The following is a 24,611-nucleotide window of genomic DNA, read 5'->3' on the forward strand; positions in this document are numbered from 1 at the left end:
TATCGGCTTTTATTTTATAAAACTAATCTGCCATATTGATCATCGCTTTGATCACTCCGTTTTTCGGATCAAGCCAGCTTTCAAATTCGGCTTTAACGTCTTCAAACCTCACCTGATGGGTGATGTAGGTTGTTGGCTTTACCAAACCAGCTTTCATTGATTTAATCACATGTTCGAAATCTTCAATATTAGCATTTCTGCTGCTCATCAAAGTGGATTCACGTTTATGAAATTCGGGATGGTTGAAAATCAGATCACCTTTTTGCAGGCCAATTAAAACGAACCTTGCACCATGGGCCATGTAATTTATTGCATTGTTTATCGCCTTTTGATTTCCGGTTGCGTCGATAACCACTGTTGGCATGTCGCCATTGGTAATGTCGCTAAGTTGTTGAAGTACATCAGGAGAAAGCGCATTAATGACATGCGCAACACCTAGTTTCTCTTTACAAAAGGCAAGTCGGTCGTCGTTAATATCGAGCGCAATCACATTACCTCCGGCAATGCGGGCAAATTCCATAGTTCCCAAACCAATCGGGCCTGCACCGATAACCAATACAAATTCGCCGGGATGCACATCAGCTCTGCGAACACCATGAGCACCAATAGCCAGGGGCTCCACCAGAGCCAGTTCATCATAACTCAAACCTTCCCCGTGTAAAAGCGTAAGCGATGGAACCTGTAAATATTCACGCATCCCCCCGTCTACATGCACACCGCAAACCTGCATTTTTACACAGCAATTGGGTTTGTTCATCCGGCATGCAATACATTCACCACAATTGAAATAGGGAATAAAGGTTACGGCCTCTCCGATGTTGAAACCTGAGGCACCATCAGCCTCTACCAGTTCTCCCGAAAGCTCGTGACCTAAAACACGCGGATAGTTGAAAAAGGGCTGAGTACCTTCAAAAGCGTGTAAATCAGTACCACAAATGCCGATTCGTTTAATTTTTATGATGGAATGGCCTTTCTTCAGTTCAGGTTTTTCTGTTTCTGAATATTCGAAAGTTCCGGGCGTTGTACAGGTAAGGGTTTTCATATGTTAATGAGTGAATTTTGAATGAGTGAATATTATGCATTCGCCAAAGCTCTGTCTAAATGCACATACCCGCCGTCGACGTGAATAATCTGGCCGGTGGTATGGCTTGATTTTTCAGACATCAAAAAGGCTGTCATATTGGCGATCTCCTCAGCAGTGGTCATTCTGTTTTCCAATGGGATTTTAGCAGTAATTTCATCGAGTTTTGCCTGCGCATCCGGTAACGTATCTATCCAGGTTTCATAAGCAGGTGTCCAGCATTCGGCAACAACAACTGCATTTACACGAATACCATATTTCAGCAACTCCACTGCCCATTCGCGTGTTAAGGCGTTTCTACCTCCATTTGCAGCAGCATAAGCTGAAGTATTTCCCTGCCCTGTTTCAGCCGTTTTTGAAGTAATGTTTACAATTGCTCCCTTGCTTTTAATTAATTCCGGCAAAGCGTGATGAGCCATCAGGTAGTAGTGAACCACGTTTTTATGTAATGAGGCCATAAAATCCTTATAGTTTCCATTTTCGAGACCAACGCCATCATTTACACCCGCATTGTTCACCAGGCCATCAATGCGTCCGAACTTAGCCACAATCTCTGCAACTACTTTTTCACAATCTTCGGGGTTTGATAATTCGGCTACGAACTGAGCAGCCTGACCACCTTGCCCTGCAATTGCGTCAACCACTTTCTGGTTATCTTCTGCTTTTCTGCCAACAACTACCGCGATTGCATTTTCTTTCGCAAATACTTCTGCAATGCTGCGACCAATACCTTTTGCGGCACCGGTAATGATAATCACTTTTTCTTTTAACTGTAAATCCATAGTTTTTTAATTAGTGAATGAGGGATTAATAGAAGGAGTAATTTACTACTCAACCATTCAAACTCACTCATTCGATCATTATTTTTATATCTGCTTTTCTTGATTCTGGTAATACCTTCAAATCTATTAATTTTCCATTTTTTAAGGTTCCTTCTACTGTTGTTTGATAAGGCGCGTGAAGTTTGAAGTGAACCTCCCAATCTTTTGGCCAGGCCGGAAACAAATAAATATGCTTCCCATCAACCTGCATCAGCATTTCCTGTAAACCGATCATTCCAGATCCACCCCAGTTATGATCTGGTGCCCAATCAAATCCCGGGCCCCAGAAAGCCGGAAACCTTCTTCCTGAATCTTTTAGTTTGGCCGCGGTTAACTTTGCAGCATCATCAGTCAAACCGAGTCGTGCTGCGAAAATATTATCCTGCTTCCAGCCTATATAACTGCGGAATTTCAGTACATCCGGATCATACCTGAAGGTGTTGATTGCGGTGTCCAAACCAGCTTTACCAATCCCATATATTCCCCAGGGATAAACCGGATACAACTGCGGGCTTTCGGTATTGTTGATTCGTTCCCAGAGTTTTGCAGGAGCAATTGTTGTATGACCATTAATCTCGCGGAAAGTGATCGGAGGAATGGTTTTTAGCATTTCCTCCCAATATGTTTTTTGTTGATCAGACAAGCCAGGATGGGCAAGCAAACTTTGCAGAACCGTTTTCAAAGCAGCAATGGTTGAGGTCGAATTATAGGCCATTTTATACGTTTCCGCTCCCGAACCCGGATACAGAACCAGATAACCATTTGCATCCAGCGTTTTGGCTCCCCTCTCTTTAGCCAGAAAAGTATAATGTTCCTTAAAAAAGCGGAGCGAACTTTCAATCAGCGGCAAATACTTTTCGATCCGGGCACCGCTGTATTTTTCCGTTTCGAGAATCATCATGCAGAATTCGAGTACCGTATCCCATTCGTACTCCAGCCAGGCATTGTATTCCATACCTTTATTAAAACCAGCGGGACGTTTCCAGCCATATTCGGCGGGATTTGGTAAACCAAAATTCTCTAACTGCTCGGTATAACTTGCACCCTGGTGCCCCCATGCAGCTTGCGTTCTGATCTCTGCATTCTTCAATAAATTGAGATAGAAATCGAACTGTGGTTTCATGAGGTCGCCATCACCGCTTTTCAGCATCGGCCAGTACACCAGCCGCTGGTTCTGCGCAGTATGGGTACCTCCACCCCAATTCCTGAAATCAGGTGTATATTTTAAGGTTGAGTCCGTTAACTGAGGGTCAAAAGTGAATAAGCCCCCATTAAATTTAGTCGGGTATTTTCCAAAGGCATTACAGCCAAGCATATATCGGAACAGCTGATAATTTCTCCCCGTTTGGTTGGCCTCATCGTTTTTGGCATTGATATAAATGAAGCTCTTTTCCCAGTACTCGTTCCACCAGTTTTTGCTGGCAGTTTGATTGTTTTCAGTATTGGTTTCAGTTATACTCCTCTCCCATTCCTGAAAGGATTCAGTGGTTAAGGTATTTAGAGCGATGGTTAGATTTAGAGCCTTTGCAGGCTTATTGCTTTTTAGCTTCCAGGATTTGTATGGTGTATTTAAATATCGCCCGCTATCAATTCCTGCCGGAATCATGTTATCGCCCTTGAGCAATCCGCCAAAAATCACATTTTTTAGCGGATTGTATAATTCTGATTTTCTATCTTCCAGTCCCTGTTGTTTTACCGCAACATCGAAAACAGTTTGAGCCTTGTTTTGATGGTAGAACTGAACAGCATTACCCTTGAAACCAATTTGATCTTTAAAAGTTTTCACTTCGCCCTGAGGCGCCCATTTGTATGAATTCTGATTATTTTCCTTGCCTTTGGTTACCCTGTCTTCGTATCGCCAGCTTTCGTAACTGGCTAAGGCAGTAATCTTTTTATTCGCTTTGATATCCAGATGAACGACCGGATTGAAAACATCTGCCCATACGCTAATTTGCGCATTCAGATTACGATTTGCAGCCTCGATGCGTGCATAACCATCTTTGAGGATCAGCTCCTGCTTGAACGTTTCCCCCTCAAAAGGGTTGGGACTCAACCTGAGTTTGATGCGACCGAGCTTCAGTAGCGTATTGTTTTCATCAAACGTACCGCTTTTAGCGAGGTAAAGGTAAAGCTCACCTTTTTCTACCCAAAGATTTAAACCGATATCGCCGCCACCTACAGGCATCGATTCTGATGCGTTTTTGCTTTCAGATGTCCAGGTCAGGTTTTCCTGGGCGGTCGCCCTTTGCATCAACCAACAGGACAAAAATAACACGAAGAAAAGGTGACGGTTCAGTCTCCACAGATGTCTTCCAGGAGAACTTAAGTTCCCAGTGAACATACGTTGTAATCTTTTTCTCTGTGCGATTAAAAACATATTAATTATCCCAATCATCAGTACGGAAAGAGGAAACAGGTAAACCATCATTTCCAAATAGTTCGCCGGTAACAAAATCTTTAAATGCGTAACGAACAGCAACCGGTATTTTCACCTGCTCTGCTGAAACGCTTATGCTGCTGCCATTGATTACCGCTTTTGCAGGATAAAATTTCTTGTCCGCTCCTGCCACTTCAAATAAGTTTAATTCTTTTCCAAATGAAGTTAAGCCATTTGGTACATTTTGAAACTTAATTACGGCTTTATTTTTATCAATAGTTAATGATTCGTAGGTTGGACTGTAGGCGCCAAAGCCTTTTATGCCATAGGTTTGTGCCAGAGCGAGGTATGCCAGACGTTCGCCACCTTGCTTTTTGTTAGCCGGATGTATCGATTTTTCTTCACCGATATCAAGGAGAACGGCCATTCCGGAGTTCGGAATTTTAGCTAATGATTTGCGTTGTGCGTCCCTTAAAAACGCGGAATTAAATTTACCGCCAATATGGTTCGGCGGCAACTGTGTATAATTGTAAGGGGCAATCTGCGCATAATAAAAGGGAAATTCGCCATTTTCCCAATTTTTGCGCCATGAAGAAACCATTGCCGGGAACAAATCTTCATAACGATCGGAACGCTCATAGTTGGATTCGCCCTGGTACCAGAGGGCACCTTTAATGCCGTAGCCGATGACAGGATAAAGCATGCCGTTATAAAGCGTCGTAGGTGTTCTGCTTACCTCTTTGATGCTATCGCCCTTTGATGGAATTTTAATCTCCGAATAAGGTTTTAAATCTTCGGGCGACATCCATGCTTCAATGGTTGAACCGCCATAGCTGTCGTTGATTACGCCGATGGGCACATTTAGCATTTCGCTCAGCAGCCTTGCAAAGTACCAGGCGGTCGCACTGAAATTTGAAACGGTTTCCGGCGCTGCTGCTTTCCATTGTGAAGGTTTACTGTTTTCCTGACGTGTGGTAATTGACGAACGCGGAACCGTATAGACTCGGATATTCTGATTAGCAGATTTCAGGATTGCTTCATTAGAGCCTATAATGGGCTGCCCTTTAAAGCCTTTAAGGGGCATTTCCATGTTGGACTGCCCGCCACAGAACCATACCTCTCCAATCAATATATCCGTTAAAACGAGTTTTTCTCCATCGTTGAATTCCATGTTATAGGGGCCGCCAGCTACAGGAGTAGACACTTTAACTTTCCATTTCCCATCCTGTCCGGATGTTACCGTATAGCTTTCTTTGTTCCAGGACGTGGTAATTTTTACCTTGTTGGATGGCTTTGCCCAACCCCAAATGGCAACATTACTTTGCTGCTGTAAAACCATGTGATCGGTAAACATTGATGCCGGTTTTATGGTTGCGGATGCGATAACGCAGCAGGCAAAGTTTAAAAGTATTATCAGTTTTAGTTTCATTTTTATCTCCTTTATCTATCTACTCACCGGCAACCATACTGACATTTCTGAATGGCCACGGTTTCCCCATGCAAAATAAGGTATCAGTTTTATTTCCTGTGTTACATTCTTGTTATCAACAGGCCTGTACAATACGTTTTTCCAATTGTTTGGCGCTACTATTTTGGCCTGTCCAACCAGGCTCATCATTTCAGCCCCATCAATATGGATTGGTTTAGCTTCGAACCTGGTTGAAGTGGGTATAAAGGCATTGAAAATGCTTTTTCTGGGCAAATCAGTCGACTCCAGGCAATATACTATTGGTCCGCGTTTTACGGCAATCTGATTCCGGTTTTCCTCCACCAGTGGATTCGCCTCTATCAACGTTGCATCCATAGGCAGATTCAGTTCGATTACATCACCTTTTTTCCACAACCGGTTTATTTCCGCATAGCTTCCGGGGTTGACTTTGATTTGCGCTAATTTTCCATTAATGCTGATTTGTGCGTCGTGGGTCCATGATGGGATCCTTAGAAACAGAGAATAGGATTTAGCTGCTGTTTCCTTTAGGCTGATCTTGATCCGCCCATCCCAGGGATAGTTGGTTTCCTGGGCAAGCGAAACCCTGGTTCCGTCTGCGAGCTTAGTGCTCAGATTATTGCCGCCATATAGATTAAACCACAGTCCCATATCAGAGACGCTATACGCGTAATCACTTACCTCTGCAATGGTTCGTACCACGTTCGGCGGGCAGCAGTTTGATAAAGCAATGTAGGGAACCCTGTCCTTACTCCAGCGTTGTTTAAAGGGTAAGTCATCTGATTGTGCAAGTGGATTGGTGTACAAAAAGTTTTTACCATCCAGGCTGATTCCCGATAAAACGCTATTGTGTAACGCAAGCTCCATAACATCTGCGTATTTGGCATCCCCGGTAATCTGAAGCATGCGCCAGTTCCATAGCAGGTTACCAATATTGGCGCAGGTTTCGTTGTGCGCAGTAAAATTCGGCAACTGATAATCACGGCCAAAAGCCTGGTGAATTTTCTGAACATCAGCAGGGTTGTATGACGTTCCATCAGGAGAAGTTCCATCATACAGCGAACCACAGCCGCCAGTGATGTACATTTTATGCTGATTTACATCATCCCACATGAGGTTTAAGGTGTTCAGCAGCGAATCTTTACCGGTTTCGGCATACAGATCCGCTACGCCGGCATAGAGGTAGTTCGCCCGCACCGCATGCCCCATGGCTTTGGTTTGCTGCAGAAAGGGTATCCTGTCCTGGTTATCGTCAGTGCCATCATCAATTTTTCCTTTGATCGCAATCAGGTGGTTCGCCAGTTCCAGATAGCGGGGATCTTTAGTGGTGCGATACATTTCCACTACCCCCATATAATGCGAGGGGCAAATGGCATTTCTGGCTAGTGTTGGTGATGCAGATTTATAGAAATTATACAGATAATCGGTTGCCTTTTTAGCAATGTCGAGCAAAGTTGTTTTGCCGGTAGCGCGGTAATGGATGCAACCTGCTGTCATCAGGTGGCCGATATTGTAAGACTCAAAGCTTAGCCGGTCCTGGAACTGATTTTTAGAACCCGTTTTTCGCTGTTCAATCATCGCTTTGGTGTAGATATAGCCATCTTCGCGTTGCGATTTTCCAATCACCACAATGGCCTGATCCATCATCGTGCTAAGTTTTGGATTTTTAGTTGAGGCATAAAGTACAGCCACAGCTTCCAGCGTTTTATAGAAATCACCATCATGGAAAGATGGACCTGCATGTGATCCTGTATCGAGTCCGGCAGCGATTTCAAAATTTTTGAAGGCATGGCTGATTTTAGGATCAGTATATATTGCCCACATATTGGGTACCATGGTTTCGGTAGCAACCTTAAAACGATCGGCCCAAAAACCTTTTGTCCAGCTCACATCAGTCATATTAATGCTGTGCAATTTGGCATAAGGTGATTTTGAATTGTTCACCAAGGACTTATCCTGTGCCTTTGCAAAAAGCGAAAGGGTAGCCAGGGCAATGGTTAAATAGATGTTGAATGCGCGCATATCTTATTTCTCCTCCAATAGTATCACTACCGGTCCTAACAATCCCGCAGGATTTAAAGGTTTGCCTTCCAGACGGAAGGGGGCAGTTGTTTTTGTAATTCTTTTATTTTCGGGCAGCTTACTATCGCCGATTAACCGGTTGGCCCAGGTATTGACAACCTCTACTGTAATGATATTTTTTCCTTTTTTGATTGCTTTACTGATGTCCAGCCGGTAAGGTGACGTCCACAAGGTTCCGCAGGATACGCCATTGATCTTTACATTTGCCATGCTGGAAAAATCACCTAAATCTACCCATGTATTTTTGGTATTGCCGCTATAGGTAAAGTTTCTGGTATAAGTTGCCGTGCCCGAGTAGAATTTAATTGTGCTATCCGGATGTTTTGTCCAATCTGTTAATTCTTTAAAGGGGACAGGTTTCGAAGGACCTCCGTATGCAGGGTCGAATTTCACCTCCCAGGATGTTGAAATGTCCTGAATGGGTTTGAAGTTGTTTTCTTTAGCAATATTAAATTGCTGCCCTGTATTTTGAGAACGAACAACAGGTGTATCCAGTATGACGAAAACTGATTGATTTGGATACAGGGTTAAGTCTACATTGGTTCCGGAAACCCCACCGTTAACCTCAAGGGGGGCTGACAAGGTATTGTTTACCGGATCATAAATTTGAGCCGACTTTCCGGCGTTTCTGAAGTGGAACTGAAGACTGCGTTTCTTATCCTCCTGGTTGGTAATGAAATAAATATTCTTATCTCCATCCATTCTGTGAGAATAGCCGACAGCCTTTGAATAGACATCGCCTTGCTTAACATCTCCTTTATCCTGAACATCAACATCCCTTTCTAAACCTATAGCATCAAAAGTTTCTCCATAAAAAGGTGCCTGAAAAACCCTTCCGGCACCTAATTTCTTCTGATAAAGCGGATGGCCATTACTTTTATACGATTCAAAATTGCCATCCCAGATTTCAGTGGCTAGTTGATCAAATTCAGTATGACGCTCTTGTCTAATTCCATTCTCATAAAGTGGTTTATCTGAAACGATCACCTTCGCCCCACTTTTAATCAACTCCGAAAGTTTTTTCAGGATTTCATAGCTCATGTAGCGGTTATCCGGATTCATTTTCATGGCCCCGGGAATTACCAGAATTTTATAGCTGGCTCCGCTTTCGAAAACCACATTGCCATTTTTTACCGTTGCCGAAGCCAATACGTCGGGATTAAAGCTATCATAGGCATAGCCCCTCAAGGGATTTACCCAGTTTTGAGGATCGGCCATATTTGCGGAGTGAGTTACCCCTGCCGGAATCTGACGGAGCGGCTCTCCCACATTAGCCAAACGTTTCTTTTCCTTTTCGACTACCTCATTTCCAAAAATCCCGGGTAAAGTTTCCACCAGCCTATCGGGCAAAACCGAACGACGGGGAAAATCATCGCCCGTAAAAACGGCTATATCAACGACTGGTTTACCCTGCTGCAGCAATTCCTGTGTCCTTTCGGCATAATCTACCCAGGCTTTTCCCATCATCCACCAGGTTTGATCACGTTGAAAGTATAAGCCTACGCCATCAAGGGTTACCCCAGGTTTTAAACTGGTATCCGGGTTTTGAACAAAAACGTGGTAAACCATTCTGTTTACACCCAACGCATAATTCCTGTCCTGCAGGGTTTTCATGTTTGCAGGGCTTTCGTTCCAGTCCATTCTTACTGTTGTAAATGCCTCAGCCTGGATAATATTCTTACCGTAGATATGTCCGCCTGAAATCGCATCAAGCATATCATTCGGTTTATCATGCGTAGGGCTGTTCAACCAGAATTCGCCCATGGGCACATCGACGGTTTTGTAATGTAATAAACCATCGCTCATCATTGTCGGCGCGATACTTTCTGCTGTAAAGGTGACTCCTTTTTGTTTAGCCAGTATGGCCAGTGTTTTGTAAAACTGATCTACTACCAGTTCAGCTATTGTTTTCCGCACATCATATAGAAAGTCCTCAGAAACCTGGGCACTTTCAACAGGCAGGCCAGTCATCACCGGTAAATAGGGTGTTAAATCATAACCCCTGCGTTTTAAAAATTCAGTTTTAAATAAGGGTGACCAATTCTGGCTGCCACATTCCCAGCTATCCACATGGAAAACACTCAACACCTTTTTGGCAATTTCCGGACCGCCGTGCTTTAAGGCTTCCCCATACCAGTTATCGAACTGCAACTTTACTGCCTCCGGATTAAATTTGTCACACTCTAACCCCATTCCGCCACCAGCAGTCGCATTGGTATGGCCTGTGGATGTGTGCCCGATTCTCAGTATTGTCCAGTTTCCTTTTGGCGCTTTCCAGTTTAATGTACCATCAGGTTTCAACTTCCCTGAAAGGTTAATGATTTTATTTAAAGGGACACACAGATTTTTAGCAATTTGCTCCCCGGTACTTCTTTTACTGATCCGCCATACGGAACCGTTCTTACCTTCAAACTGATTGATGCTGGCTTCAGACGATAGTTCCAGATTGATGAGTTTTAAGGAGGGTTTCCATTTGGCCGCATCTAAATCTTCCGCACCGGGTTCTGAACCTTTTTTATCATAGATAAACCTGAAAAAGCGAGCGGTTAATGGAGAGATGGAATGCGTTACATCCTCATCCGTATCCTGCCAGCCGTGACGCGGCGCCTCTAAACGCCCTGCCGGATGAAAGTTTATGCCATCGTCACTGGTCTCCATCGCCAGGCGTTGCGCCTGATAATTGTTGCCACTTACCTTAATGGTTATTGTTCTGCAGGTGAAAGGTTTCTCAAATTCATACTGAATATAGCATGGCTCTGCGGCCCCGAAGTTTTTCTTATTTCCAGGTTGAATCAAACCACCTGCATCGGCGCCATTACTTGCCGTGATTTTAGGAATTACAGTTCTGGTGGAAATGCCCTGGCCGGTTGGTGAGGGAAAGGCATAAACGGCAATATCCTGATAATAGTTTTCCTTTGTTTCGGGTTGGGCTAATTTTATTGCGGAGGCTCCATTGGTGATATTGGTTTTTGTCCAGACTACCTTTTGCATGGACAAATCAGGTGTAATCCATGGCCCGCCGGCAAGGGCAAAACCATCACTTACGTGCATGCCCAGTTTGAGATCCAGCCGTTTGGCTTCAATCATGGCAAATTCTACCAGTTTCCACCATTCGGAGCTGAGCTGAACTGCAGGAGGATTATAAAAAGGTGTTTTATCGGGACCTTGAATGGTCATGAGGTAAGCCCCTCCAATCCCGTTTGCTTTCATGGCTTCCAGATCGGCAGTAATGCCTGTTTTAGAAGCCGCCCCCTTAACCCAATACCAGAATACCCAGGGTTTTGCATTTTCGTTTTGTTGCGCGAAAACGCTGTCTGACAAGATAAAACTCATCAGCAAAGCAAAAATAAAAACCCTGAAATATTTAAAATCCGTCATTACTTATGGGCAATTTTATAGCCTTTTAATCCGAAATAAAGAACTACCACAAAACAAACCAATGGAATGCTATAGCCGATCTGGATATTATCTCCATACATATCTATTAGAGTACCCATTCCGAATGGGAGGATAGCGCCGCCAACAATCGACATAATCAGCCACGAAGAGCCTGGTTTTGTATCTTCCCCAATTCCATCAATACCGAGCGCAAAAATGGTAGGAAACATAATTGACATAAAGAAACCAATAGCACCAAGCGCATATACTACGTAAGATCCTTGTCCCAATATGGCCACCAGACATAATAATACGGATACGATTGCGTAAATAGCCAGCAACTTGTTTGAGGCGATAAACTGCAGAAGTGCAGTACCGGCAAACCGACCTGCTGTAAACAAAAAGCCATAAACAGCTAAATATGAAGCTGCTGTTTTTTCATCAAAACCACCGCCCTGTTGTGCCATTCTGATAAAAAAGCTGGTTACACAAACTTGCGCGCCAACATAAAAAAACTGTGCAACAACTGCCCATCTTAGATGTTTGTGACGTAAAGCTCCAAAAAAGCTGCCTTTAGCTTCCCCATCAATACTTTTCGTTTTAATTTCGGGCAGATGGATAAAATAAAATATTGCAGCGATAACCAATAGAATAATGCCTAAAGTGATATATGGTGTTTTAACTGATGCAGCTTCTTCCAAAAAGTAATTGTTTCGGCCAACTTCTGTCATTGCCGCCAGTTCTTCTTTGGTATGAGATTTTCCAGAAAGAATAAATAAACCGCCAATAAGCGGTGCAACCATCGCAGCCAGACCATTGAAAGAGGCTGCCAAGTTTAATCTGCTGGTTGCCTTTGCAGGATCTCCCAAAACTGCCGCATAAGGGTTTGCCGAGGTTTCGAGCATGGTTAAGCCGCATCCAATAATAAAAAGCGCAATTAAAAAAGTGATGTACGATAAGCTGTTCGCAGCCGGTACAAAGAGAAAAGCACCAAGTGCAAAAGCGAGTAATCCCGAAATCATGGTAGCTTTGTACCCCCATTTCTTCAAGATCATTCCGGCTGGAATGGCCATTAAAAAATAAGCGAAGAAAACAGATGTATCAATCAAAGTTGATTGGCGGTTATTCAGATTACAAGCTTTTTTTAAATGTGGAATTAAAATGGAATCCAGGTTGTGTGCCATTCCCCAGAGAAAAAACAGGCTCACCACTAGAATAAACGGCAATAAATACTTTTTCCCTGACGACGGATCGCCCTCAGTAACAATTTCTGGCTGTGTGTTGTGGTTCATTATATTTGGTTTTTATTTGTTCAATGCTTCAATGACCATTACGTTATTTTTCAATAGCCATTTGTCATTAGTTTATTTTTTCTTTACTACGAGTAAATGGTCGCATACTAAAACGACTTCTCCGTGCTGGTTGATGATTTCTACATGTTCCGTTACGGTTCCATATTCTGGTCTTTTACTATCTCCTTTTTCAGAGATCGTAACTTCAGAGTGGATGGTATCACCTATAAATACCGGCTTTACGAAACGCAATTTATCATAACCTTTCGACATGGCCTCAGGATTGATTTCGGACGCAGTTAAACCGATACCGATACTAAAAATCATCGTGCCATGTGCAATGCGTTGTTTAAAGGGTTGGGTGGCACACCACTCTGCATCCATGTGGTGTGGAAAAAAATCACCGGTATGCCCGGCATGAACTACAAAATCGGTTTCTGTTATAGTGCGCCCCAGGGTTACACGTTTATCCTGTAACTGATAGTCCTCAAAAAATGTTGATTTGAAATACATCGTTTATTCTTTATCTTTTACTTTAACGCCACCAAAATCACTTGATTGGTAAGCACTTTCTACAACCGCCATCGTTTGAATCACATCTTCAACGCTGGTATGCAGTACATCTGTTGATCCTTCACTAAAAAGCATCAGGTTTGCCATGGTACCGATGAAGGCTTCGGGGAACCAGGATCCTTCGAGTTTGACTGTTTGCCACACGGGAGATTTCCCATCTTCCACCAGGCAATATTCAAAAACATCAGGCACACCATGCGGGTAATCCATTAGTAAACCTATTTTAGCAACAATAGCTCCTTTGGTCCCCTCCCATTTGATATAACTTTCCTGGTGATCAGGACCGAAATCATGGTCATGGTTGGTATTGATTACGGCATGTAAAGTATCGCCATAATCAAACAGAATTGTTGAGCGCGATGATGACAGTTTTTTGGCCGGATGTTTCAAGGTCTTTGCTAAAACACTCTGAGGATTCCCTAAAAATGAGCGGATTAAATCGACGTAATGAATGCTGTGATACTGGATCTCGAGGCGCGGATGGATAATCACATGCGGAAAAATCTCCCATGGGGTCTTGATTGTCACCCGAACTTCCATGTCATACAATTCCCCTATTAAACCCTGCCCGATAAGATATCGTGCGGCGCTGACAAAAGGCGCAAAGCGCAGTTGGAAGTTTATTGCAGCCTTAAGCTTTTTAGCCCTGCATAATTCCAGGATTTCATTGGCCTGCGCAAAATCATCACCCATTGGCTTTTGAATCAATACAGCGCTGCCATCGGGCAACTGGTTTAAAGCTTCGATGTACTGGGCAGGCATAATGGTTAAATCGTATACCGTATTTTCGGGCGCATCAGCCACGGCCTCTGCTAACGAATTGTACACATTGGGTATTCCGAAAGTGTCGGCCAGTTTTTGAGCCCTTTCTTTTGTACGGTTTACAATTCCGTGAACTTCGAAACCTGCAATTTTGTACGCCGGGAGATGTGCATCAGCCACAATACCACCTGCACCAATAATGATAATGGGCTGTTTTGTTTGGGGTAATGCGGGTTTATATTTTATATCAATACTCATTTATCAATTTCATTAATCTGGTTTTGTGCAAGCTCAGCGAGTTCTTCCGAAGGCTTGCCTGTATGAATCGCGTCCAGCACCATTTGATCAATTATGGCTGCTATAGCGGCCCAGTTTTGTTTCTGTGGTAGCATATTTGCTACCTCGTGTAATGCGGCTAATTTATGGTAATAGGGAATAATTTCATTAATTTCCTTATCATCCCAGGTAGAGAGCCTGCATCCTATTCCACCGGCTAAAGTAAGTTGTTTATCCTGTTCTTCTGCCAATGCAAAGCGTAAAAAATCATAGGCTATGTCTTTATTTCTGCTACCCTTGGCAATGGTATAAAGCCAGTATACATTCAGCGAAGCGGAAAGCTGATCAGGAGCCGATGGTAGCAGCGCAACATCGACTTTACCTTTCACTTTCGAGTTTGCATCTACTTCGCAAACGGCAGCAAAGCCAAACCAGTTGATCATCATCGCGACCTCACCTTGAGAAAAAGCGGCGCCTGCGGCCACAGATTCAAAAGCAAAAGACTGCGGATGAACAGCAGTTTGATCGTTTACGATTGTACGGTAGAAATTCAGACTGTCAATAGCTTCAGGCGTATTGATTTGAATGAAGCCATTTTTATCAGTGAGGGCTCCGCCCCTGGTCCACAATTGCAGGCAAAAATCAAAAACTGTGTTGTGCCCGTCTGGGTAGCACGCGAAAACACTGCCATACAACTGCTCTTCCGGACGATTAAAAAACTGTGCTACCTGATGGAAATCTTCCCAGGTTTGGGGTATTTCCAAAGCTTTACCAAATTGTGCCAGGTAACCTGCCTTTTCCGTTTCACTTTCAAATAAATCTTTTCTGTAAATAAAACATTCAGGTCCGTCGTGAAAGGGCAAGCCCACTACTTCCCAGCCGAAACGTTGTAAACCCAGAAGGGATTTACTCCATCCCCTTGGGAAATCGTCAGGTTTATTTCTGTTGATGTAGGGGTTTAAAACCTCGAAATCCTGGTTGACATAACCTTCAAAAACCCAATCGGTGTTGATATGGGCAATATCAAAGTCGCCATTTGCCAAACCTTTTTCAGTAATGGTTTTGTTGTATAATTCATGCAAATCCATTACCACCATCTCCAGCTTCAGTTTACAGCCGGAAAAAGCGCAATACTCGTCCCAGAACTTCTGCATGGCAGATTCAAAGGGAGCAAATTTGCGGACGGCTATTTTAAAAGTATCTATCTGGTTATGCATTTGCAATTGTATTCTGTGTTGTAAATTCTTTGATAATTTTTTCATTATCCTGCCCCAACTTTGGCGAACCTACCGGTGAAGTGAGTAATTCGCCGTCAATGCGAATCGGGCATCTGGTGGTCTCATATTTATAACCATCCACCATTTCCACTTCCTGGATCATATTCAAAACTTTGAAACCCTCGTGCGCCATTAAGGCGTTCCAGTTCAAAACGTCGGCACACCATATATCGGCGGGTTCCAATATGGAAAGCCATTTTTCAGTTGTATCTGATAACAGATGATCAGCTAAAATCGTCTTTATTTCATCCCTCTTATCAAATGCCTCACTGATTTCAAGGTAATCCTCCAATTGCTCGCAACCCAGTAATTTACCAAGTTGAGGAATTGAACCCATTGCCAATGCTAAATATCCGTTTTCTGTTTGATAAATACCATAGGGTGCACCTAAATATGCGTTGGCATTGTTCTTTTTTGATCGTTCAGGTAAAGCGCCGCCATCGTTCATAAAGGTTGTAATGGTTTCAAACTGGAAATCATAAGCCGATTCCATCATGCTCACCTGTATAAATCCGCCCTCATTTTTTATCGCTTTGCGGTATAAACAAGCCAGAAGTCCCTGTGCTAAATGCGCGCCAGCTAACATATCGACGATGGATAAACCCATGGCTACAGGGCCACTATCAGCGTTACCGGTTAATGAAGTTAGACCGGTAACCGATTGCAACAATAAATCCTGACCAGGTTTATTTCTCCATTCTCCTGTGTTCCCATAACCGGAGATCTCCCCATAGATAATGTTGGGATTGAAGGCGATGACCGAAGGATAATCGAAACCTAAACGCTCCATTACACCCGGACGAAAATTATGAATCATCACATCTGCTTTTTTGAGCAGTTCGCGTACCATTTCACAATCTTCTTCACTTTTTAAATCCACTTCAAAACTTTCTTTATTTCTATTGATGGCATGAAAAACAGATGATTCTCCATTCATGATCAAATTTGAGGTGTAAAGGGTGCGGCAAATGTCGCCCACACCTAAACGCTCAATTTTAATTACACGGGCGCCCATGTCGGCCAGACGCAGACTTGCCGAGGGTCCCGATAGAAACTGGCTGAAATCGATAACTAAATAATCTTCGAGCGGTCTCATATGCTAATTCAATTCAAATTCTGTATTAATATTCCGGGTATCAACACCCAGTTTTGGTGCAGCTTTCGCTGCAAACAACTTCTCATTATCTAACCGGATCGGACTAACAGTAGTTTTAATAGTCTTGTCGCCTCCAAGATCTAAACTTTGTTCGATCTCCAGGTTTTTATAGGTACTTAAAGCAGTAGCAGTCTGGTAATTTAACACTTCTGCACACCATATACCATGCGTTTCTAAAAGATTTACCCAGGTAGTGGTATCCTGCTTTTTGAAAGTTTCGGCCAGGCGTACGATTAGCTGGTCGCGGTTCTCAAATGCCGAACCTGCTTCCACATATAAATCATCAATGTCGCATTTGATAATGGCACATATATTCGGAAGATTCCCCATCGCCATGGCAATGTAGCCGTCTTTAGTTTCGTACATACCATAAGGTGCGCTCAAATAGGCGTGCGCACTACCCTTTGCTCCGCTTCTGTCAGGCAATTTACCCCCGTCATTCAGATAAGTTGTGATCACTTCAAACTGCACATCCAGAACAGATTCCAGTAAACTCACCTCAACCAGAACGCTTTTGTTTGTTTTGGCCCTTTTGATTAAGGCAGCCATAATCCCCTGTGCAAGATGGTTTCCACACATGATGTCCGACACCGAGAGGCCAAATGGAACCGGTCCATCTATATCTACGCCAGATAAAAAGGTTAAGCCCGAAACGGCCTGAACCAGCAAATCCTGACCAGGTTTATTCCGCCAGGGACCTTCATTTCCATATCCGGTAACCACACCATAAACGATTTTAGGGTTGATGTGCTGAACGCTTTCGTAATCCAGACCTATCTTTTCCATCACCCCGGGACGGAAATTATGTGTCATCACATCTGCTTTGCTGATAAGTTTTCTTAATCTTTCCAAATCCTCAGGATTTTTCAGATTCGCAGCATAGCTTTCCTTATTACGGTTGATGGTGTGAAAAAGCAAGCTGTCATCATCTACAAAAAGATTTTTGATGGATAACTGCCGGCAAGCGTCGCCTGTTTCAGGTCGCTCAATTTTAATGACACGGGCGCCCAGATCCGCAAGCTTCAATCCTGCAGATGGCCCGGCCAGAAACTGGCAAAACTCTAAAACCAAGAGTCCTTCTAGTGGTCTGTTCATGATAACACTAAACTTTTAGATGTAATATACAAGGTATTCATAGCGGATAGTACCTCCTCTTCATTTCCACCGTTCATCAGATAATCGCGTACCACATCACCGGCATGGTCTTGGAAATACATTGAGCCGTGGTAACGCGGGCGTAAAAAAGCACGCTGTAAAGCCGGTAAGGTGTTGCTGAAATAATTCTGACTCTGTCGGTTAATTTCTTCGTTTTTCCATGCGGCTAAATGACCTGGCTGACCACCACTTTCGAAAAATAAGGTTGACTGACAGGCGGGAGATCCCACAAATTCCACATATTTGGCTGCCACATCTATTTCCTCACATTTTGAAGAAATTGCCAAACCCGTTCCCCCCAGTGTGCTTCTTAAATTCGTTATACCATCCATAGAAATCATATCGTGAAAATGCAAAGCCTTACGCGAATAACCGTTTCTCGAATAGTTTGAATAACCGTAAGCAAAAGGGCAGTAAGCAATTTCATCGGTTTTAGTCATGGCTTCATATACCTGAATCGGATTACGGTTGAAGTTTTCCCGATCTATTTTCGCAGCTAGCTCACGATACATCTTTAAGGCTCTTATTCCGACTTCGGGTGATATTACCGCCGTATCATTCTGACATGGGTCTTCGCCCAGTGAGCAGCAAAGCGTGTAAAAATTCATTAAAACATCAATAGGAATACCTGCAAATGCAACTAAGCCCTGATCGGCAAGTGCCAAAAGATCTTCGAAAGATTGTGGCAACTGTAAACCTTTTTCTGCCAAAAGATCCGGTCTTGATGCGGCTACCGGTGTTGCGGCATCAATGGGCAGCGCCCATAAATGTTCATCGTAGAAATAGCTTTCATATGACTCCCCAACCGAATTACGGCGCTGATCATTCAAATAATCTTCCGACAGGTAAAAGTCGAGGGCTACAATTGATTTGGTTTTGGCTGCGAAGCCTGCCCATGGATGGTCGATAACCAGCAAATCAAATCTCTCGGCCAGTTCCTGAATAGAAAAGTCGGCAAATTGCTGTAAACTTCGCTTCTCCCAGGTGATGTTAACATTCGGGTACAATTCAGAAAATCGTTGCGCCGTTGCCACCATGGGTAAAAGTCCGCGACTATGGTTCCAGGTTATTCCTTTTAAGTTAATGGTCTTCTCCACAATGCTAAAATTTTATTCGTTTTACTTTATTGCTCACTTCCTCTTTTTTACCCTCGAAAGGCAAAAGATAAAAGCGGTAATGATAATTCTTTGATGGGATTTGATATTGTGGCAGTGGTGCGGCGACATCACTCCAGCTGTCGTTCCCGCCTACGCCCATTTGTATTAAATCCACATTTACCGTTAAATACCCGGCATCCTTCAATTTATTTGTATGTTTCGCCGCATGAACGTTGTCGTCTGTGTAAGGGCTGGCACTCATGCTCAGCAAACTGTCTGCTGCAAAAAGCAAACCCTGCTTTTTTGCGGGATCCGAAAAATACATCCAGCGCACATCGTTCCGGTTTCCATTTTCCTGCGGAACGGCATAATGCTCCATAAAATTGTTTACAGGTTCGCTGTAAATCGCAGCATCAGCAGCATAATTTTTGTCGATATAGTTTTCCATCGGGCCTTTTCCATACCATGAAATGGTATTGTAGTTACGAAGTACACCCAGTTGCATTCCTACTTTTGGGATATTAGGCAAACCAGGCTTTACCATGAGGGCATAATCAACTTTAATGGTACCTGTTGATGAGATTTCATAGTTAACTTTTACTCTTGCGCTGTCGTTAATCAGACTATATTCACTTGTTACGATTAAATCAGAACCATTTTTTGCGTCAGCTTTGCCTCCCGAAACTGATATCAGTTTTAAATCGTTGGCATACCATTGCTTTAATTTTTTATTCGACTTCCAGCCACGTTTATCGTTATCCGTTAACGGACGGGTGAAATGAGGCAACAATGGGGCAAAGATTTGCTCCGTGCCTTTCCACTTGTAAGAAACCAAAGCACCATTCTTTTTGCTGATGCCGATTGCAAAATTTTGTCCGGAATAGGTTTCTATATCAACACTGCCTGAAAGTTTTGGTGGATTGATATGATCAACGGTTTTAGCGCTAGCTAAACCTGTCAAAGCAAATTGATTTGATGCTACCTCGAATCCTTTCTTGGCCCATAATTCATCTTTGCTCAAAGTAAAATGAACATCAGCTAAATATTCTGACCCTTGTTCCATTTTTGGTAAATACTTTGAAACATTCAATAAAGTATCCCTTCCGGCAGCTAAATTGATCGCCGGCAATACTTTCTCGCTGACAACTGCTCCATCCTTCCGAACGATCAGTGTAACCGTATAGGCATTTAAATTTTTAACGGCATGTCTGTTACTAATTCTGATGATTGCTTTGGTTTGATCTGCTAATTCGGTTTGCGCACCCTGGTAAACGCGTTTACATTCAAACATCGCTCCTTTAGGTTGCCCATCAGAATTGACCACGCCTTTTATGGTGAAGTTATCAAAGTACTTTTCACCAAAATCGCCGCCATAAGCGTAAAATTTGTTTCCAACACTATCAGTTTGCAGAATTCCCTGATCCTTAAATTCCCATATGGCACCACCTATAATGCGTGGCGTAGAACGAAATACATCCCAGAAATCTTTCATGTTGCCAACTGAATTTCCCATGGCGTGTGCATATTCGACGAAGAAAATCGGGCGGTTATCACCGTTCTGCTGTTCAGCAAGCATTTTTGGCGTGTAAATGCTTGGGTACATTCTACTCACAATATCAACGTAAGGTTGGTCTTGTGGATTTTGCAACCTGTGCGAGTGATCGTTAGGTTTCAAATACGCAGGATTGCCCGGATCCATGTAACCATCTAAGCGGGGATTACCCATGGCAGGCTCATAGTGAACCGGGCGGGTGATATCGAAGTCGTGAATCCATGCCGACATGGCAGCATGATTTGGGCCACTTCCTGATTCATTTCCCAAACTCCAGATGATGATGCTTGGATGATTTTTATCCCGCATCACCATTCGGCTGCTGCGTTCGAGGTAAGCTGCTGTCCAGGTGGGATCGTTGCTGAGTTTACCACCCAAACCATGGGTTTCAAGATTGGCCTCATCAATCACCAGAATTCCATATTCATCACATAAATCATATAAATACGGGTCCATTGGGTAATGGCTGGTCCGGATGCAGTTGAAATTAAAACGCTTGATGGTTTGGACATCTTCCAGAATATCCGCGCGACTTAAAGCTTTTCCTTTAGTAGGATGATGATCGGGCCGATTAATTCCATACAGGTAGGTTTCCTTACCGTTAATTAAAAGTTTACCATTGATCTTGGAAAATTCGATGCTCCTGAAACCAACCTTACAGCTTTTAACTTCCAGCACTCTACCTAAACTATCTTCCAATGAGATGGTCAACGTGTAGAGGTTGGGAACCTCATCACTCCATTTCGCAGGGTTTTTAATTTTACTTTCCAGCAAACCAAACTTCACATTATCCAGTCGTGGCCAGATTTCGTTGATAATGCTTTCTGCACTTCTTTCCAGGGGTTTATCAAGTACCGCAGCACCATTGCCATCGAAAAGGGATGCTGTAACTTTATAGCCTTTGACTTCTTTGCCCGTGAGGTTTTCTATTCTTGGACGGATGCTTAAAGTGGCGTCTTTATAATCTTTATCCAGTTTAGTTTGCACAAAAAAATCAGCAATTCTCAATTTTGGTTCTGCCAGTAGCATCACTTCGCGGTGGATTCCACTCAAACGCCAGTGGTCCTGATCTTCAAGGAAACTGCCATCCGTCCAGCGCATCACCTGAACCGATAAAATATTTTCACCGGCCTGCAAATACGGCGAAATGTTAAATTCTGAAGAGAGAAAACTATCTTCCGCATAACCCAGAAATTTACCATTCACCCAAACTTTATATCCCGAACTCACCCCTCCGAAATGCAGGGTGATGTTCATATCTTTCCAGTTTTCAGGGGTAGAAAAAGTGCGCTGATAACTTCCGACACCATTATAATCCATTGGCGGATTTGGCGGATTTACAGGCCGAAAGGGGTAAACAGCACTCTTGTAAATGGGTTTATCATATCCTTTCATCTCCCAGTTTGACGGGACTTCTATTTTTTTCCATCCACTTACACGGGATTTATAAAAGTCTTTTGGCGCATCTGCTGGTTTGATGGCAAAAGAGAAATCCCAATCGCCGTTTAACGAAATCATCCTGGCAGATTTATCTCGATTTCCTTTTTTGGCATCTTCAATGTTTGCGAAAGAATAGGCAGTGGCACGAGAAGCATCGCGATTGATGCCGCTCACTAATTGGTCTTCCCAGGGTTCTTTGTTATAAATTTGAGGGGCTTTTTGAACGGCTGTTGGTGTTTTGTCGACCAGTTGGGCAGATGCAGTAAGTGACAGCAATAAAAGATTTAACCATATAAGGCATTTAAGAACATTTGAGTGAATAGCCAGTTTTTTCCCGCTGATTAAGGAGATTTGCGCAGATTTTAAAAAAACTGGTCTGCGGGAATCATCGAAATCTGCGGGAGACTCGTTTAACATCAAATGATTATTAGTTTGCATCAATCGGCTCATCATTTCCCTGTATTTATCGTTATTGAAGAAGCAGATAAACCTGCCGAGCTTGCTGTTAACTTCATTGTTCCGCTTTTATCTGTTGATTGAAGAATAGCTAAACATAAACCATGAAAAGCTTTGCGATAACTCGCTTTAAAGGGCTCCAGACTTGCCTGAAAACCATTATCTACGCCTGAAATAAATCCATTCCCTTCAACTTTAAAATTCACCAAATTATCTGCATCGGGAACCACGTTGCCCGCGGCATCCAAAATGCGAACTGTAACAAAAGATAGATCTTCACCATTGGCCTTGATGTTTTTCCTGTCGGCTACTAACTCGATTTTAGCCGGTGCACCCGCCGTTTTCACTTCACGAGTGAGCACCTCCCTGCCGTTTTTCCTGGAAACAGCTTTTAAAGTTCCGGGTTCAAAAGTGACATTCCACTGCACATGTAAATCATCGTTCTGTTTCGATTTTTTTCCAAGCGACTTGCCATTCAGGTACAATTCCACTTCATCGGCATTGTTGTAATAAGCCCAAACCTCTACCGATTTTCCGGCTTCCCAATTCCAGTGCGGCAGTATATGCAAAACGGGCTTGTTAGTCCATTCGCTCTGATACATATAATATGAATCTTTAGGAAATCCGGCTAAATCTACAATCCCGAAATAGGAGCTTCTGGCTGGCCAGGGATAAGGCAAGGGTTCACCAAGGTAATCGAAACCTGTCCATACAAAAAGTCCTGAAACATGATCGTATTGTTTAGCTGCTTTCCAGGTTTCCTCATGCGTGGAACCCCAGTAAGCAGAAACATTATCGTAAGAGGATGCTGACCATTCCCTGTTTCCTTCTGTAAACTTTGTTTTCCCATCTTTAGGCCAGCGGCGGATGGTATCTGCTGTGTCGTAAAAGCCCCGGGTTTCTAAAGCTGAAGTAGTTTCTGTTGCCAGAAACTTTACACCGGGATAGTTTTTAGGAAAGTCTTTGTATAGTTTATGATTGTAATTCAAGCCATAAATATCAAGCGCATTCGCCTGATAGATAAAGTTTTTCCTGGCATCAGTTTCGGTTAAAGCGGAGATTACAGGGCGGCTTTGATCCAATTTTTTAACCGTGGCAACCAGCTCTTTGGTCATGGCAATCCCGGTGCTGTCAAACTGCTCGCGAATTTCATTTCCGATACTCCACAGGATGATAGACGGATGATTTCTATCGCGTAACACCATGTCTTCCAGATCGCGCGTATGCCATTCCGGAAAATTGAGGTGGTAGTCGTTTTTGGTTTTCTTTTTCGCCCACATATCAAATGCTTCGTCCATCACCAGGAAACCCATTTTATCACACAAGTCCAGAAACTCTGGTGCCGGTGGATTGTGTGCGGTGCGGATAGCGTTTACCCCCATGGATCTCATGATTTCGAGCTGGCGTTCCATGGCACGGGTATTTACAGCGGCCCCCAGCGCCCCCAAGTCATGATGCAGACAAACGCCGAGAATCTTCATTGCTTTTCCATTTAAAGAAAAGCCTTTATCGGCGTCAAAGTTGAATGAACGGATTCCAAACCTAGTTTCATAAGTATCAATCAATTTGTCGTTTTGAAGAATCTGAGTAATCAATTTATATTGGTTGGGGTTTTCAACAGACCACAGTTTTGGATTTTTGATATCCAGTGTGGTTTTGGCTGCTCCGCCAGATGTACTGACCTGAATGGTTTGAGCGCTACTTTTGAGAACCAGTTTTCCATCACTTGCATATATAGCATGGCTTACTGCTACAGACTGAGCGTTCATCGTTTTGTTCAGCAACTGGGTTTGAACCTCTATATGGCCGGAATTATCGGTGGTGACGAAAGTTCCCCAATTGGCAACGGCAATCTTGGCTGTCGATGTCAGCCAAACATTCCGGTAAATTCCTGATCCCGAATACCAGCGGGAATCGGGTTGGGCTGAATTGTCGACCTTAACAGCAATGATGTTTTTACCGGTCTTCAAATATTTGCCAATATCATAAGAAAATGAGGCGTAGCCATAAGGACGTTTGCCCAGATATTTGCCGTTAACCCATACCTCACTATTTTTGTACACCCCGTCAAATTCAATGCTAACTAATCTGTTTTGAAAATTCGCCGGTGCATTGAAAGTTTTTCTATACCAGCCAATTCCGGTTGGCAAACCACCGCCCTCAGGCTTGGCAGGGTTTTTCTCATCGAATTTTCCCTCGATGCTCCAGTCGTGAGGCAATGTGAGTTTACGCCAGCTGATGTCATCATAGGCAGGAGATTTTGCACCAAGCTCATCCCCGGGAAAGAATTTCCAGTTTTTGTTGAAGTTTTCTCTTACACGTGATTGCGCAAAAGTCCCTACACTCCAAAAGAGCATCAACCACAATAATTTATATTTTATCTCCATGT

Annotated in this window: 15 protein-coding genes; all 15 read right to left on the reverse strand. The window is 43.3% G+C overall.

Annotated elements, in window-relative coordinates; all coding sequences use genetic code 11:
• Positions 1-22 precede the first annotated feature (22 nt).
• On the reverse strand, positions 23-1,042 hold the full coding sequence (locus AB669_RS17720) for a zinc-binding alcohol dehydrogenase family protein (protein WP_047800670.1): 1,020 nt from the start codon (positions 1,040-1,042) through the stop codon (positions 23-25).
• Positions 1,043-1,074: 32 nt separating this feature from the next.
• Entirely contained in the window at positions 1,075-1,863 is a 789-nt protein-coding gene (locus AB669_RS17725; protein ID WP_047800671.1) for an SDR family oxidoreductase, read from the reverse strand.
• Positions 1,864-1,930: 67 nt separating this feature from the next.
• A complete protein-coding gene (locus AB669_RS17730) occupies positions 1,931-4,153 on the reverse strand; it encodes a DUF5703 domain-containing protein (protein WP_231582703.1) in 2,223 nt (740 codons plus the stop codon).
• A 127-nt stretch (positions 4,154-4,280) separates the two neighbouring features.
• Positions 4,281-5,633: a sialate O-acetylesterase gene (locus tag AB669_RS17735; protein ID WP_231582704.1), complete on the reverse strand. Its 1,353-nt coding sequence runs from the start codon at positions 5,631-5,633 to the stop codon at positions 4,281-4,283.
• Positions 5,634-5,723: 90 nt separating this feature from the next.
• Positions 5,724-7,748, reverse strand: a complete 2,025-nt coding sequence (locus tag AB669_RS17740) for a glycoside hydrolase family 127 protein (RefSeq protein ID WP_047800673.1) — start codon at positions 7,746-7,748, stop codon at positions 5,724-5,726.
• A 3-nt stretch (positions 7,749-7,751) separates the two neighbouring features.
• Positions 7,752-11,186, reverse strand: coding sequence for a glycosyl hydrolase (locus AB669_RS17745; RefSeq protein WP_053058463.1), 3,435 nt, complete (start codon positions 11,184-11,186; stop codon positions 7,752-7,754).
• Complete coding sequence (gene fucP, locus AB669_RS17750) at positions 11,186-12,478, reverse strand: L-fucose:H+ symporter permease (protein WP_047800674.1); 1,293 nt, start codon at positions 12,476-12,478, stop codon at positions 11,186-11,188. Before fucP ends, AB669_RS17745 begins: the two co-directional genes overlap by 1 nt.
• 72 nt (positions 12,479-12,550) lie before the next feature.
• A complete protein-coding gene (locus AB669_RS17755) occupies positions 12,551-12,991 on the reverse strand; it encodes a MaoC/PaaZ C-terminal domain-containing protein (protein WP_047800675.1) in 441 nt (146 codons plus the stop codon).
• Between the two features lie 3 nt (positions 12,992-12,994).
• A complete protein-coding gene (locus tag AB669_RS17760) occupies positions 12,995-14,071 on the reverse strand; it encodes a Gfo/Idh/MocA family protein (RefSeq protein WP_047800676.1) in 1,077 nt (358 codons plus the stop codon).
• On the reverse strand, positions 14,068-15,306 hold the full coding sequence (locus AB669_RS17765) for an extracellular solute-binding protein (RefSeq protein WP_047800677.1): 1,239 nt from the start codon (positions 15,304-15,306) through the stop codon (positions 14,068-14,070). Before AB669_RS17765 ends, AB669_RS17760 begins: the two co-directional genes overlap by 4 nt.
• Entirely contained in the window at positions 15,299-16,462 is a 1,164-nt protein-coding gene (locus AB669_RS17770) for a CaiB/BaiF CoA-transferase family protein (RefSeq protein WP_047800678.1), read from the reverse strand. The genes AB669_RS17765 and AB669_RS17770 overlap by 8 nt, the downstream gene beginning before the upstream one ends.
• 3 nt (positions 16,463-16,465) lie before the next feature.
• The gene (locus AB669_RS17775) at positions 16,466-17,617 is read right to left on the reverse strand and encodes a CaiB/BaiF CoA-transferase family protein (RefSeq protein WP_047800679.1); all 1,152 of its coding nucleotides are present in this window, start codon (positions 17,615-17,617) and stop codon (positions 16,466-16,468) included.
• Positions 17,614-18,774: an ABC transporter substrate-binding protein gene (locus AB669_RS17780; protein WP_082120723.1), complete on the reverse strand. Its 1,161-nt coding sequence runs from the start codon at positions 18,772-18,774 to the stop codon at positions 17,614-17,616. The genes AB669_RS17775 and AB669_RS17780 overlap by 4 nt, the downstream gene beginning before the upstream one ends.
• 4 nt (positions 18,775-18,778) lie before the next feature.
• The gene (locus tag AB669_RS17785) at positions 18,779-22,183 is read right to left on the reverse strand and encodes a glycoside hydrolase family 2 TIM barrel-domain containing protein (protein ID WP_082120728.1); all 3,405 of its coding nucleotides are present in this window, start codon (positions 22,181-22,183) and stop codon (positions 18,779-18,781) included.
• A 32-nt stretch (positions 22,184-22,215) separates the two neighbouring features.
• Complete coding sequence (gene galB, locus AB669_RS17790; protein ID WP_047800777.1) at positions 22,216-24,609, reverse strand: beta-galactosidase GalB; 2,394 nt, start codon at positions 24,607-24,609, stop codon at positions 22,216-22,218.
• Positions 24,610-24,611 lie beyond the last annotated feature (2 nt).

The sequence above is a fragment of the Pedobacter sp. BMA genome, assembly GCF_001027745.1.
In the GTDB taxonomy this organism is placed as follows: Bacteria; Bacteroidota; Bacteroidia; order Sphingobacteriales; family Sphingobacteriaceae; genus Pedobacter.

Excerpts from the sequence above, each read along its gene's own strand:
- AB669_RS17765 (WP_047800677.1), bottom strand. The coding sequence starts at position 15,306 with ATGCATAACCAGATAGATACTTTTAAAATAGCCGTCCGCAAATTTGCT.
- AB669_RS17775 (WP_047800679.1), bottom strand. The coding sequence starts at position 17,617 with ATGAACAGACCACTAGAAGGACTCTTGGTTTTAGAGTTTTGCCAGTTT.
- AB669_RS17760 (WP_047800676.1), bottom strand. The coding sequence starts at position 14,071 with ATGAGTATTGATATAAAATATAAACCCGCATTACCCCAAACAAAACAG.
- AB669_RS17785 (WP_082120728.1), bottom strand. The coding sequence starts at position 22,183 with ATGTTAAACGAGTCTCCCGCAGATTTCGATGATTCCCGCAGACCAGTT.
- AB669_RS17730 (WP_231582703.1), bottom strand. The coding sequence starts at position 4,153 with ATGCAAAGGGCGACCGCCCAGGAAAACCTGACCTGGACATCTGAAAGC.
- AB669_RS17745 (WP_053058463.1), bottom strand. The coding sequence starts at position 11,186 with ATGACGGATTTTAAATATTTCAGGGTTTTTATTTTTGCTTTGCTGATG.
- AB669_RS17735 (WP_231582704.1), bottom strand. The coding sequence starts at position 5,633 with ATGTTTACCGATCACATGGTTTTACAGCAGCAAAGTAATGTTGCCATT.
- fucP (WP_047800674.1), bottom strand. The coding sequence starts at position 12,478 with ATGAACCACAACACACAGCCAGAAATTGTTACTGAGGGCGATCCGTCG.
- AB669_RS17770 (WP_047800678.1), bottom strand. The coding sequence starts at position 16,462 with ATGAGACCGCTCGAAGATTATTTAGTTATCGATTTCAGCCAGTTTCTA.
- AB669_RS17725 (WP_047800671.1), bottom strand. The coding sequence starts at position 1,863 with ATGGATTTACAGTTAAAAGAAAAAGTGATTATCATTACCGGTGCCGCA.
- galB (WP_047800777.1), bottom strand. The coding sequence starts at position 24,609 with ATGGAGATAAAATATAAATTATTGTGGTTGATGCTCTTTTGGAGTGTA.
- AB669_RS17740 (WP_047800673.1), bottom strand. The coding sequence starts at position 7,748 with ATGCGCGCATTCAACATCTATTTAACCATTGCCCTGGCTACCCTTTCG.
- AB669_RS17720 (WP_047800670.1), bottom strand. The coding sequence starts at position 1,042 with ATGAAAACCCTTACCTGTACAACGCCCGGAACTTTCGAATATTCAGAA.
- AB669_RS17755 (WP_047800675.1), bottom strand. The coding sequence starts at position 12,991 with ATGTATTTCAAATCAACATTTTTTGAGGACTATCAGTTACAGGATAAA.